Raw genomic sequence first — 12,879 nt, 5'->3', positions numbered from 1 at the left:
ATGGGGCTTCTCGGGATCCTGCTCGGCCTCGGCCTCCTCATCTGGCTCGCGTTCCGCGGCTGGAGCGTGCTGCTGCTTTCGCCCGCTGCGGCTCTGATCGCGGCCGCGTTCGCCGGCGAGCCCTTGCTGGCAAGCTGGACGCAGACCTTCATGGGCAGCGCCGCGCGCTTCCTGGCACAGTTCTTCCCGCTGTTCCTGCTGGGAGCGCTGTTCGGCAAGCTCATGAACGACAGCGGGTCGGTCACGGCGATCGCCGACGTCATGACGGCCCGGCTCGGCAAGGACCGGGCCATCCTTGCGGTCGTGCTCGCCGGCGCCCTGGTGACCTATGGCGGCGTCTCCCTGTTCGTCGCCTTCTTTGTCCTGGTCCCGATGGCGCAGGCGCTGTTTCGCGCCGCGGGCATTCCGCGGCGGCTGATGCCCGCCGCGATCATTCTCGGCACCTCGACCTTCACCATGACGGCGCTGCCCGGCACGCCGGCCATCCAGAACGCGATCCCGATGCCCTTCTTCGGCACCACGCCGTTTGCCGCGCCCGGACTGGGGCTCATCGCGGCCGCGGTCGTCCTGGCGGTCGGTCTGTGGTGGCTGCAGCGGGCCGCGGCCGCGGCCCGCCGGACCGGCGAAGGCTACGGCACGGATGCGCCCGTCACCCCCGATGCCGCGGCCAGCGACGAGATGGTGCGGGAGCGGGCGACGACCGCACGCGAGTTCGACCCCGCCGAGATGGCGCACGGCCGGCCCAGCCCCAAGCCGCCATCCGCGCTGCGGGCCGGTCTGCCCCTGGTCGTGGTGATCGCCGTCAATCTCCTGATGTCCCTCGTCGTTCTGCCGCGTCTCGACGTCTCGTATCTCGCCGAGGAGCGCTGGGGCGCCACCTCCCTGTCGGCGGTGGCCGGCGTGTGGTCGGTCGTGGTCGCCCTGGCGGCCGCGATCCTGGTCCTCGTCGCCCTCAACCGCGGCCGCCTGCCGTCCCTGCGCGAGAGCATGGACGCGGGGGCCAATGCATCCGTTCTGCCGGCGATGAGCATCGCGAGCCTGGTCGGCTTCGGCGCCGTCATCGCGGCCCTTCCCGCATTCGCGCTGGTCCGGGACTGGGTGCTGACGATCGGAGGTGGGCCGCTCGTGTCGCTGGCGGTGGCCACGAACGTGCTCGCCGCGCTGACCGGATCCGCCTCGGGCGGTCTGACGATCGCGCTCGACGCCCTCGGCGGGACCTACATGACCCTGGCCGCGCAGCTCGGCATCGATCCCGCCCTCCTGCATCGCGTCGCGGTCATCGGCTCCGGCACGCTCGACATCCTGCCGCACAACGGCGCGGTGGTGTCCCTGCTCGCCCTGTGCGGCTCGAGCCACCGCGAGAGCTATTTCGACATCGTCATGGTCGGGATCGTCAGCTCGCTGCTGGCGCTGACGGCGGTGATCGTCTTCGGCTCGCTGTTCGGCTCGTTCTGAGGGCACGAGAGCATCGGACAAAAGAGCGGGAACCGGTTTTGCGTGAAAGGATGTACAAGACCAGAGACCGACACCATCGGATGCGGGTGCGATGTCCCGTCCGATGCCGGAGCCCGAATTAGCGGAGACGGTCATTCCGCTCGAATGCGGCCAACATCTCGTTCTGCCAGCCATGAATCGCTTCGACATCGGCCGGCTGCGCCCGTTCGCAGGCCATTTGCGCACCTAAGGCCTCCAGCGAGGATTAGACCCGCAGCAGATCGCGCATCTCCTCGATGCTCGGATCCGTGACGATGGCACCGCGATTGGGAGCGAGATCGACCAGCCGCTCGACGGCAAGGATCTTCAGGGCATCGCGCAAGGGGGTCCGGGAAACGTTGAGTTCCGCCGCAAGCGGCACCTCGCGGATCCGCTCGCCTGGTTTGAGCACATCATGAATGATCAGGTCGCGCAGGTGCGCAGCGATCTGTTGCGGCAGCGGCCGAGCCGCAACCCGCACCGCCCCCCCATCGGATCCGGCATGGACAAGCGACGATGGTTCCCCGTTCCCGATCATTGCACGCCCCTGCCCTTCTCGTCCCTGCCGCGACCTCGTCACGCCTCGTCACGCCTTCACAGGGCGCTTCGCCCAAGACAGCTCCCTCGCACGGCAGAAAAACACAGAAAAGGGCTTGATTGCACCATGATGTTCGTTTTAACGTACGATTCGTTCGCTATTTAGAAGCGTATTCCTCTAAGGCGTCCTCTCTTCCGAACCGATCAGGTCAGTCTATGGCGGCCTGATCATTGTATGCAATCGACATTCGAAGCGGAAGGCGTCGCTCGTCCAGACGTATCCGAGCCGCTCGCCAGGAGAACAAACCCATGAAGCTCCGGATCCTCCACAGCGTCGCCGCAGCCGTTCTGATGGCTCTCAGCAGCGTGTCCTATGCGGCCGACGGTGCCCTCCGGGTCGGGGCGTCTCCGGGACCATTTGCCGATTTCCTGAAAGAGGCTGCCAAGAAGGCCAATGCCGACGGCTTCAATGTCGAGGTGACCGAATTCACCGAGCCGACCCAGATCAACGAAGCCACGCAGGCGGGCGACATCGACGTCAGCAACTTCCAGCATGTGCCCTACATGCAGAGGCAAAACGAGTCGCGCGGATACAAGATCGTTGCGATCAAGCCTGCCTACGTCGCGCCCGGCGGCATCTACTCGGCGAAATACAAGGCGATCGCCGAGATCCCGAACGGAGCCAAGATCGGCATCCCCAACGATCCGGCCAATGAATCCCGCGCCCTGGCGCTGCTTCAGAAGGCCGGGTTGATCAAGCTCAAGGATCCGGCCTCGATCAACGCCAGCGTCCGTGACATTTCCGAAAACCCCAGGAACCTCGATATCGTTCTCCTCGACGAGATCATGCTGCCGCGCTCGTTGGGAGATCTTGGAGCCGCCTTTGTGACCCTCAACAAAGGCGTCCTGGCCGATCTCGATCCGAAGAACGCCATCATGCTGGAGGACAAGACGTCGCCGTGGGCCATCGTCTGGAGCGCGCGCAACGACAAAGTCGACGATCCGCGGATCAAGCGCTTCATCGCGGTCTTCGAGTCCGACCCGATCAAGAACTACATCGTTCAGCGGTTCAACGGGACGGTCATTCCCGCATGGTAAAAATCGTCATCACCGGCCCGAAGGCTGAGCGACGAGAACATTCCACCCTGGAAACATGAGGTCATGATGAGCAAGGTCAGCGCCGTCGAAGAGGGGCATGGAAGCCCCGAGCAGATTGCCGCCTACAATGACGAGATCGCCCGCGTGGGCCAAGTCACGAACATGAAGAAGGCGATCCTGCACTCCCTCCCCGCCTATAGAACATACAAAGGTTTCTACGACTTGCAGAAAGCGGCGAAAGACCTTGTCGGGGTCCGGGCCTTCAACGTCTTCGCCTACGCCATCTCGACAGGTTCGGATTGCGTCCTGTGCGCCACATTCTTCCGACGCCTTTTGAAAGAGGAAGGAATTGAGCCGCGGGATTTCACTCCCACTGCGATCGAGGCTGCCCTCCTCAAGGTTGGCCAAGCCATCGGGGAAAGGCGGGGGACACTCTCCGACAGCATCTGGCAGGAACTCAGGCAGCACTTCGATGACGCCGGAATCGTGACTCTGATTGGCTTTGCCGGAACGATGGTAGCGACCAACATCTTCAACTCCGTTCTCGAGGTCAACTTGGATGAATACCTTGAGCCGTTCGTCGTGGAGCCGGAGCCTGCCTGAAGCATCGCAGCGGACGATGGACATGCGGCCTCATTCCGTAAGTGGATAGGACATGCGTAAGAAGACATTTTATGGCGTGACCGTCGGGATCCTGATGGTCAACACGAGCTTTCAACGCTACCTCGGCGACATCGGCAATGCCGGAACATGGGATTTTCCGGTCCAGTACAAGATCGTCAAGGACGCGGTTCCCACCGGCATGACCGACCTTCACAATGTGAGCCTGCTCGAGCCTTTCAAGAGAGCCGCGCAAGAGCTGATCGACGCGGGGGTCGACGGAATCACCACGACATGCGGGTTTCTTTCGATCTATCAACGGGAGCTTGCCGACTTTTGCTCTGTTCCGGTCGCGACCAGCAGCCTGCTTCAAGTGTCCATGGTCCAGCAACTGATCCCGACGGGCAAGCGCGTCGGCGTGCTGACCTATAACGGCGAAGTCCTGAACGGACGATATTTCGATGCCGTCGGCATTCCGCAGGATACCCCTGTCGCCGGCATGCCTCAGAGTTCGGACTTCGTCCGGTGGATCAAGCATGGCGACACCAGCGTCCCCTATGAAACGCTCAGGTCCGAGGTCGTGGACGTCGCCAAACGCTTCGTGTCGGAACATCCCGAGATCGGGGCGCTCGTGTCGGAATGCACGAATCTGGCCCCGTTCACGGCGGACATCAGCGATGCGGTCGGCCTGCCGGTTTACGATACCGTCTCGCTTGTAAACTGGTTCCATGCGGGGCTCAGGCCGCGCCGCTATGCGAAGTTTTAATGGATCGCCGGGTGGATAGACCGGAAAGGCGGGATACGCGATGGGTCCATGGCTCCAGGCTCGACTGCGTCGGATCCTCCACCTGGTTCTCGGCGCACAGCGGGAAACGAGCCTGAACGGAACCGATCTTCAGACGCGTCGGTCCTTTCGGTAACGCGACAGCTCCAGCGCCTCACAGACATCGCCGCCGTTCGTGCGGTCATCCGAGCAAGAAGGAAGGGACCGTGTTCCAACGATCGATCATCGTCATCGGCGCAGGAGTGATCGGAGCCTCGGTCGCGTTCCGGCTTGCACGAGGGGGCGCGAAGGTGACCGTCATCGAGGCCGGGAACGCCGGTGGGGGGACATCCTCGAACACGTTCGCGTGGGTCAACGCACACGACAAAAGTCCACGCGGGTATCACGATCTCAACATCGCCGGGATGGCCGCCCACAGGCTCCTGGCCGAAGAGCTCGATGGTGGTTGGTACCACGTGTCCGGTTGCTTGGAGTGGCGCGGCCCAGCCGGCCGGGACGCCCATGTCGCAAATGTCGGACGCCTTCTCGGCTGGGGCTACGATGCACGCTGGATCACAGCCGATGAGGCCGTCCGTCTCGTTCCATCCATCGATCCGGCCGCCATAGGAGATGCTCCCGTCGCCCTGTTTCCCGAGGAAGGGTGGATCGACACAAGCTCATATGTGCGAGGGCTGCTCGCAGCGGCCACGGCGCTTGGTGCGACAGTCGTGACGAAGACACGCGTGATCGGCGCCGCGTGGGCCGGTCAGAAGGTCGTGGGTGTCAGGACGGAGAACGGCACCTCCTATCCGGCCGACATGGTCGTCAATTGCATGGGTCGATGGGCCGATGATCCTGTCCTTCCGGAGATGCTCCGCATTCCGATGGATCCCAGCTACGGCTTGCTCGTGTATGTGCGGGCACCGGACGTTCGCCTGGACCGTGTCCTGTTTACGCCACGCTGTCACATCAGGCCCGACCCGTCCGGCAGGATTCTGGTCTGCAGGAATGATGCGATCCACGCTCTTGGTCCTGATGCGGTGATCCATGCCGCAATGCCGGAGGCCACCGATCTCATCGGGGAAGCGAGTCGCGTTATCCCGGCGCTGGCTTCTGCCAAGGCCGACGAAGTCAGACTTGGAATACGAGCCATTCCGGCGGATGGGCTCCCGGCGGTCGGGCCTGTCCCGGGCATCGACGGATACTATGTTGCGATCATGCACAGCGGAGTCACCCTGGCACCTGCAATCGGTTCCATGGTCGCGGCGGAACTGCTCGATGCGGGTCCGGAGGCGGCTCTCGCCGGATTCCGGCCCGACCGCCTCTTGTCCCCGGACATCGCGCAAGCGTAGCGCTTTTGCGTATGGGCAGACGTGGATCCCCGGCTCGAGGCCGGACATGACGATGGTGGGTATGTGAGAGCGCCGGCCCCGGCCTGCCGCAAATGTCCCGATCTCGATGATCGCACGTGCGGTGCCTCACCAGCGGAGGGCAAGGGCGACAGCATGCGCCGAACCCGTTGAGCAGAGCGCTCCTCAAGCGGCCCTGTTCTTGAGCGCACCGATGAGGACGGTCAGAATAGCGCCGCCGGCACCGCCGCTGACCAGGTTGGCGATAACTCCCCCGACACTGAAATTGCCGCTCGCGAACGATGCACTGATGGCCGGCATGGCAAGGGACACGATCTGTCCGAGAACGCCACCGCCGACAGCGCCTGCAATGAGATTTCCGGCAGTGCCCAGGTCAAAATTCGGGGATGCCTTCCCGGCTGCTCCGCCTCCCGCCGCGCCCGCGATCAGATTGATGAGGATCTGTTCCATCCGTGCCTCCCGTTGAGAGATCGACGACTTGCCAATGGAGCGGCGGGCCGGGCCCTGGAGCACACTCGGGGCGAGCGCTTGCGGGACGTCCCGGATGGCTCGATCGGACGCCTTGCCGGGATCGCCATGGCCCCAGGCGGTCGTCACGCCAAAACGGTACCATAGGACCAGGCAATTGGGCGTGCTTGTCCGCTTGGGACAGCGATTTACCACTTTAAGGCAACAGGCCGTGGAACCGAAAGGAACGGCCCGGCGAACCCGATCTCCAAGCCTTCAAGACGAGAAGAGGAGGAATCCAGGGCCGGAATGCGTTCCCGACCGATCCGTGGCGTGGCGGTTTGCGGGCGTGGAACCATCGCGTTCGGCACATGCGCCGGATGGCGCCGGCGAAATCCCGCCCCGCAGGACGGACCGTCGACTGTTTCATAACTCTAAATTTCGCTGCCGCATCTACCTTAGAGCGGATGCCTTCAAGTCCCGCAATCGTGAGAATGCAATCCATGGCCCGTTAGATAATGGCTCCCACTCCGCCATGGATCGGTGGGGTTGCGGTCCATGGCCGGGGGAAGGCATGGGGGAAACCGCCGAAACCAAGCGCCTCGTCTACCACTTGGGGGGATATGATCCGGTCGCGCCACAAGAAGCCTATCGGCGTTTCGTGCGGGAGCTGCGCCGGTTCGAGCGGACATGGTCCGTGGCGGCCTTTGTGTCCGAGCCGAACATCGAACCGGATATCGCATCCTGGCGCGTGGTTGCGTCAGGCCCGAACTGGCGCGTCGAGACCGAGTATCGGCTCGTGCGCTGGGACGATGTCATCGCCGCGGCGGCGCTGCGGCCCATGTGGCGTCGCATCCCGCTTGCGCTGCTGGCGTTTCTGGATTTCGTCCAGGCTGGTGCACTCTGGGGCTATTTACGGTCGAACTGGCGCTACGCGGCATTTTTTCTCTATCCGTTCGTTCTCTTCGGCGTTCTCGCCGTCCTGGCGTGGCTTGTGGCGGGTCTTGCGGCCCGAACCGCCGGCTCCTCGCTCATCGGAGCAGGGGCAGGCCTTGGTGCGTTCGTGCTCCTGATACAATGGCCTGCGAAACGGCTCTATCTCCCCCTCCTGTTCGACGACTGGATCTTCTCCCGGGACTACATCCGACGAGGCCATTCCGTGCTCGACCCTCGGCTCGAGCGAGTCGCCTGCGAGCTTGCCGCGCGTGGACGCAGGGGCGGAGCCGACGAGATCCTGGTGACCGGCCATAGCCTTGGCGCCGTGCTTGCGGTTGACTTACTCGATCGGGCTCTGCGGCTTCAGCCGGACCTCGGCGAGGTCCGTCCTCGGATTGCCTTCGCGTCTATCGGCTCCTCGCTTCTGAAAATCGGATTGCACCGTGGAGCGACGCGCTTCCGCGCAGGCGTCGCGGGCGTGGCGTCCGCATCGCAGATCTTCTGGGCCGAGTATCAGGCGCTCACCGATGTGATGAATTTCTATAAGACGAACCCCGTCGCTGCGATGGGCCTTCCTTCCTCGGGGCGACCGGTCGTCCGCGTCGTACGCATCCGACGCATGGTCCAGCCTGCCCGATACCGGCGCATCCGGCGCAATTTCTTCAAGGTTCATTGCCAGTTCGTCAATGGCAACGACCGACGCGCGGCCTATGATTATTTCATGCTCCTCTGTGGGCCGCTTTCCGTCGAACGTCAGGTCGGGTATGCGGATGGAGCCATATCCGCGATCGGTTTCGACGGGGCACTCCTTGAAAGGACAAAGGACGCCTCGTCAATCCTTGAAGCTCCCGTGAAAGCAAGCTGTTGATGACGCCCATGATCGCCAAGATCGCTTACATTCTCCTTGCGGTCGGCTGGTACGTGATCCGTATGCCCCATGTCCGAAGGTCCCGGCGGACTCCCGTTGCGCGCAGTTCGCGCGGCCCTCGCGAAATGGCTCTTCTCCTGATTTCTCTCACAGGCCTTGGAATCGTCCCGTTCATTTACATTGCGACGGGTTTTCCCAAGTTTGCCGCCTACACCTTCCGACCTGCCCAAGCCTATATCGGCATCGCCGCCGTTGTCTCGGCGCTGGCCATGTTCCGTATCACGCATAAGGCATTAGGGCGCAACTGGTCGGTAACGCTCGAAGTTCGCGAACGCCATAAACTCGTGACCGACGGGGTCTATCGCTACATCCGCCATCCGATGTACACGGCATTCTGGTTGTGGGCGATCGCGCAGGCGCTCTTGTTGCCCAACCTCGTGGCCGGTCTTTCGGGCATCGTCGGATTCGGCACACTCTATATGTTCAGGATCGCCAAGGAGGAGCGCCTCATGACCGAGGCGTTTGGGGCAGCCTATCAGGATTACATGGCGCGAACCACGCGCCTGATCCCCTGGCTTCTCTAATGCTTGCTCTCTCTCTTTGATGACGCATCGTTCTTCGCGAAGAACCGGTTCCCACGTCTTCGCACGCTGCTCTACACCTCCTCAGGCGTACATCCTTCAGAAATGCCTTTTGAATTCGGGAGGACGACGACCGTTCGTACGATCTACCCTCGGCGTTTCCCACAGCCATTCAAAAGAGTAGCCAAGCTCGCCCGGAATTGCCTCTTTTGCCACGGGAAAGAACTTCGCGGTTACGGTACAATTCCTAGGTTGATAAGGGGAGTCTTGCAATGCCGAGATTTGCTGCAATTTCAGCCGTCGCTCTCGTGGTTCTCTCTGTTTCCGCCTGCGTAGGTATAGGCAAAGGAAAAGCTCCACCTCCCGCGCCACCGCCAGCCGAGCCGATCGTCCGGAAGGGGTAATTATCCTTGGGAGGATTGGCAAAAGTCAATCCTCTTGCCTAAAAGTCATCGCTCTACTTCCGTATGTTTAGACTGTTATTGGCGTCGAGGAGCGATCTTCGCGACCCCGGACGCACGCTTGAATGACATGAGAGCGACCAATGCAGTATATCATGAAGAGCCCGGAGCATCGGACCCGAAAGTTGGGCGTTTGGATCTTCTCGCTTTCGGCAGCAGCAATGCTCACGGCCGCAAGTGCGCGCACCTCCGATTCTCCAAACGCACCCCGCACCGAGTTCGCTTCGACCAACGGAACGAAAGGTAAGAAAGCCGTTCAGGCGCCAGCGGGACAGTACTTCATCGAGTTTCGGTCGCGATACGCCCTGAGCTATGGACATACCTTCGCGATGTTCGGTCGGCTGGATCGCCGCGGCCAGATCACGGATCGGGAGGTGGCAGGCTTGCATCCCGCGGGCGACAGCCCTGTTCCCTGGATGATCGGACACGTCGTCCCGGTGCCGTCGGAGACGGGACCCAGCGATGGCGATCTCGAGGAGAAGTATGTCTCGGCGCGTTATCGTGTCGTTCTCAGCGCGGCAGACTACGAAAGGGTCACTGCATTCATCAGGAAGTTGCAGGCCAACTCGCCCCTTTGGAGCGCGACAGTCTATAACTGCAACGCGTTCGTGGCCGACATTGCGCGATATATGGGGTTGAAAACGCCATCGTCGACGCTGCTCTATCCGGCGGATTTCATCAACCAGATGCGAAACCTGAACGGTGACCGGAACGCCTCGTGAGGCTGGAGCATCGCTTGTCGGGCCGCCTTCCCGTTCGCTCGTCGTCTCAACCCCACCCGTGATCGTCGTTCAGCTCAGCGACCATCGCGCCCGATTGAACCGGCAGATAGGGCCGTCCGACAGCCGCAATGTACGCCCTCTTCGGTGTCACGATGGTCTCTTGGGTTCGCCCATAGACATCGACGACACGACCGACTTCCCTGCCCTGTTCCAGTGTGCCGCCTGCTTCGCACGCCGGAATGAAGAAGCCTCCATGGCGCGTATATGCGAGGTCGCAGGAGCCGATCGTCCGGTATCGCTCCTGACGGACCGCCCCCCCGGGAAGTATCCCGGCCGCGCGAGCAACTCCTTCGATGGCTTGCGCGAAGGACTCGATGTGAGCTTCGGAGATTCCTGCACCGCCACATTCGACGATGAGGGCGGGCACGCCCCGCCGGGTCAGCTGCGTGAACATGGCGCCGGAAAGCCACTCGTCCCGCGCCGCCCAGACGACGTCGGTCGCGGCGCTGCGGGCGTAAGCCCTGGCCTTTTGCGAAGCGTCGGATCCATCCTCCCAGTAGAGGCTGTAGAACGGCACGATCGCTTCGTGCCCCCCGGAATGAAGATCCATGACGATGTCGGCGCTCGCCATCGCCGTTTCCATGAGCGCCAGCGCCATCTGCCGGGTGATGGTGCCATTGGCCGCCCCGGGAAAGAGGCGGTTCATGTTCTCGCCGTCGACCGGCGTATTGCGGGTCTGCGTCCGGAATGCCAGAGGGTTCGCAGCCAGCGCGCCGACGATGGCGCCGGGCATGGTCTGGAGATCGAGACGCTCGAGACAGCGGGCGATCCCCAGCGTTCCGCCGATCTCCCCGCCATGGATCGCAGCCTGGACCCATAGGATGGGTCCGGGCCCGGCGCCTGTTGCGATCATGATCGGCGCCGTGACCGGCCCATCGATCTGATGGGCCAGGGTCAGTTCTCCTGTCGTGAGGCGACCCGGCTCGAAGGGAGCCGTTCCAACCGCTTGAGCCTTCAGGCCGGGAAGCGTCATCGTCAGGCCGCCTTGGGTTCGAGGCCGATATGGATCAGTGTCTCGCCGGTCGCCATGACCGGCCCCGGATGGATCGCCAGAACGATGCCGGCCTTCGGGCTTCGCGCCTGGGCACGGGGATTGCCGAAGACATCGTAATAGTGCCCGATGACGCTTCCCTCCTCCACCGTATCGCCGCATCGGACGCTGCGCTGGAAAAGTCCGCCATCGGTGGCGGTCACCCACTCGAAGTTGGAGAAGTAGTTCATCGGCTCCTGCGGAGCGACGTCGCCCTCCTCCATGCCAAGGGCACGAAGCACATTGTGCAATCGGCCGACGGCGTCGGCGACGGACTCGTCCGTGAAGGAACGGTTCTTGCCGCCGCACTCCACGATGAAGCTCGCAATGCCCGCCTTGGCGGCCGTCATCATGGCCGAACCGGCCAGGATCGTATCCGGGGCCGGCAGGGTATCGCGATAGCCGAAGGCCCGCGCCACCTTCTCCGACAGAACGCCCGCCTCCCCGTCCACACGCGGGAACAGAGCCCAGCGCACATCGGGTGTCAGCGCCGTGTGGAAGTCGATCAGAACATCGGCGTAGCGCTTGAGCGGCTCGAACAGCTCATAGGCCATCTGCTGCGTCAGCGTTCCACCGGCATCGCCGGGAAACTGACGGTTCAGATCGCCGCCATTGTAGCCCTCGTAAGGGCTCATGCGCTGCTTGGACCGGAAGGCGGAGACGTTGAGAACCGGCAATGCGACGACCGTCCCGCTCAGTTTTGAGGGATCGAGATCCCGCACGAGCCCATGAATGATGTAGGTGCCGGAATATTCGTTTCCGTGCACGCAGCCGTGCAACCAGACGACGGGGCCGTCCTTCTCGCCCTGAACGATGATGACCGGAGCATTCAGGGGCGATCCGTCCGGAGCGTCGCCGACGCGCAGGACGCCCTTCGTGACGCCAGGACCTTTGGAATGGGCCGTACCGACAATAATTTCTTTCGACATGACAATGGCTCACGCGCGCTTGGGGTTGAGGCCGATGTGGATGAGAACGTCGCCCTGAGGAATGATCGGGCCCGGGTGGTGCGCCAGGACGATGCCGGACGCCGGGGAGTACACGTCTCCCGCATTGTCGCCGAACAGGTCGTAGTAGGTTCCCACGACATCGCCCTCGCCGATCGTCTCGCCGCAGGACACCGCCGGCGTGAACAGGCCGCCGCGCGGGGCGTTCGCCCAATGGAAGTTCGAGAACAGCGTCAGCGGTCCGTAATCGGTGACCTCGCCCTCGAGCAGGCCGATGGCGCGCGCCACGTTGCGCAGACGCTCGGCCACATCGGCGACGGTTTCGGGCGTGAATGCCGTGCCGACGCCGCCCGCTTCAGCGATATAGGCCGGGATGCCGTCGGCCGCGGCGGTCATCATGGCCGAGCCCACAAGTGTGCCCTTAGGGGTCGGCAATGTGTTCTCATACCCGAAGGCCTCCGCCATCCGGCGGCCGGCGGCGCTCACCTCGCCGCCCGTATCCGCATAGAGCGCCCAACGGGTGTTGGCCGTGAAGGCGGTGTGGAAATCGATCAGATGCGTCGCATGGCGCTTCAGCTGCGTATAGACCGCATGAGCCATCTGCTCGGTGAACCCGCCTTTGGGGTTGCCGGGGAAGCAGCGGTTCATGTCGCCGTTGTTGAAGCCTTCGAACGGGCTCATGCGGCGATAGGCGCGGAAGGCCGTGATATTGAGAATGGGGAGGGCGATGACGGCCCCATGGACCTCCGCCGGATCGAGCGACCGGAGAAAGGCGTGGACGTTGTAGGTTCCGCAATACTCGTCGCCATGGACGCAGGCATGCATCCACAGGACGGGTCCCGGTTCCTTCCCGCGAACAATGATGACGGGGATCTCGACGGGCGCTCCGTCCGGATGCACGCCGACCTTCAGCATGCCCTCGAATCGTCCGGGCCCGTCCGCTCTCGCGGAGCCGACTTCAATCATATCCATAGTCACTCCCTTTC

General features: G+C 63.0%; 13 protein-coding genes. 8 read left to right on the top strand and 5 right to left on the bottom strand.

The window, feature by feature from the left end; translation table 11 throughout:
* The gene (locus RE429_RS09860) at positions 1-1,455 is read left to right on the top strand and encodes a GntP family permease (RefSeq protein WP_414474098.1); all 1,455 of its coding nucleotides are present in this window, start codon (positions 1-3) and stop codon (positions 1,453-1,455) included.
* 244 nt (positions 1,456-1,699) lie between these two features.
* Here RE429_RS09860 and RE429_RS09855 read toward each other — a convergent pair whose 3' ends face one another.
* A complete protein-coding gene (locus RE429_RS09855; RefSeq protein ID WP_414474097.1) occupies positions 1,700-2,011 on the bottom strand; it encodes a GntR family transcriptional regulator in 312 nt (103 codons plus the stop codon).
* A 308-nt stretch (positions 2,012-2,319) separates the two neighbouring features.
* Here RE429_RS09855 and RE429_RS09850 point away from each other — a divergent pair, with 308 nt between their 5' ends.
* The 4 genes from RE429_RS09850 (at position 2,320) to RE429_RS09835 (ending at position 5,823) form a co-directional block, all read left to right on the top strand.
* Positions 2,320-3,108: a MetQ/NlpA family ABC transporter substrate-binding protein gene (locus tag RE429_RS09850; RefSeq protein WP_414474096.1), complete on the top strand. Its 789-nt coding sequence runs from the start codon at positions 2,320-2,322 to the stop codon at positions 3,106-3,108.
* A 63-nt stretch (positions 3,109-3,171) separates the two neighbouring features.
* On the top strand, positions 3,172-3,711 hold the full coding sequence (locus tag RE429_RS09845; protein ID WP_414474095.1) for a carboxymuconolactone decarboxylase family protein: 540 nt from the start codon (positions 3,172-3,174) through the stop codon (positions 3,709-3,711).
* Between the two features lie 52 nt (positions 3,712-3,763).
* A complete protein-coding gene (locus tag RE429_RS09840) occupies positions 3,764-4,474 on the top strand; it encodes an aspartate/glutamate racemase family protein (RefSeq protein ID WP_414474094.1) in 711 nt (236 codons plus the stop codon).
* Between the two features lie 224 nt (positions 4,475-4,698).
* Positions 4,699-5,823: an NAD(P)/FAD-dependent oxidoreductase gene (locus RE429_RS09835; RefSeq protein ID WP_414474093.1), complete on the top strand. Its 1,125-nt coding sequence runs from the start codon at positions 4,699-4,701 to the stop codon at positions 5,821-5,823.
* A gap of 183 nt (positions 5,824-6,006) precedes the next feature.
* Here the strand turns inward: RE429_RS09835 and RE429_RS09830 are convergent, their stop codons facing one another.
* The gene (locus tag RE429_RS09830; RefSeq protein ID WP_414474092.1) at positions 6,007-6,291 is read right to left on the bottom strand and encodes a hypothetical protein; all 285 of its coding nucleotides are present in this window, start codon (positions 6,289-6,291) and stop codon (positions 6,007-6,009) included.
* A gap of 571 nt (positions 6,292-6,862) precedes the next feature.
* Here RE429_RS09830 and RE429_RS09825 point away from each other — a divergent pair.
* The 3 genes from RE429_RS09825 to RE429_RS09815 all read left to right on the top strand — a co-directional run bounded on the left by RE429_RS09825 (position 6,863) and on the right by RE429_RS09815 (position 9,856).
* Positions 6,863-8,092, top strand: a complete 1,230-nt coding sequence (locus RE429_RS09825; protein ID WP_414474091.1) for a hypothetical protein — start codon at positions 6,863-6,865, stop codon at positions 8,090-8,092.
* Complete coding sequence (locus RE429_RS09820; protein ID WP_414474090.1) at positions 8,092-8,676, top strand: protein-S-isoprenylcysteine O-methyltransferase; 585 nt, start codon at positions 8,092-8,094, stop codon at positions 8,674-8,676. The genes RE429_RS09825 and RE429_RS09820 overlap by 1 nt, the downstream gene beginning before the upstream one ends.
* Positions 8,677-9,295: 619 nt before the next feature.
* Positions 9,296-9,856: a hypothetical protein gene (locus RE429_RS09815; protein WP_414474164.1), complete on the top strand. Its 561-nt coding sequence runs from the start codon at positions 9,296-9,298 to the stop codon at positions 9,854-9,856.
* A 46-nt stretch (positions 9,857-9,902) separates the two neighbouring features.
* Here RE429_RS09815 and RE429_RS09810 read toward each other — a convergent pair whose 3' ends face one another.
* The 3 genes from RE429_RS09810 to RE429_RS09800 are packed head-to-tail and all read right to left on the bottom strand — an operon-like array spanning position 9,903 to position 12,865.
* Positions 9,903-10,889, bottom strand: coding sequence for a succinylglutamate desuccinylase/aspartoacylase family protein (locus tag RE429_RS09810; RefSeq protein ID WP_414474089.1), 987 nt, complete (start codon positions 10,887-10,889; stop codon positions 9,903-9,905).
* 2 nt (positions 10,890-10,891) lie between these two features.
* Positions 10,892-11,875, bottom strand: coding sequence for a succinylglutamate desuccinylase/aspartoacylase family protein (locus RE429_RS09805; RefSeq protein ID WP_414474088.1), 984 nt, complete (start codon positions 11,873-11,875; stop codon positions 10,892-10,894).
* Between the two features lie 9 nt (positions 11,876-11,884).
* On the bottom strand, positions 11,885-12,865 hold the full coding sequence (locus tag RE429_RS09800) for a succinylglutamate desuccinylase/aspartoacylase family protein (RefSeq protein ID WP_414474087.1): 981 nt from the start codon (positions 12,863-12,865) through the stop codon (positions 11,885-11,887).
* Positions 12,866-12,879 lie beyond the last annotated feature (14 nt).

It is taken from the genome of Microvirga sp. M2, assembly GCF_047497095.1.
Classification (GTDB): domain Bacteria; phylum Pseudomonadota; class Alphaproteobacteria; order Rhizobiales; family Beijerinckiaceae; genus Microvirga.
This window is presented reverse-complemented; position numbering and strand designations above follow the sequence as displayed.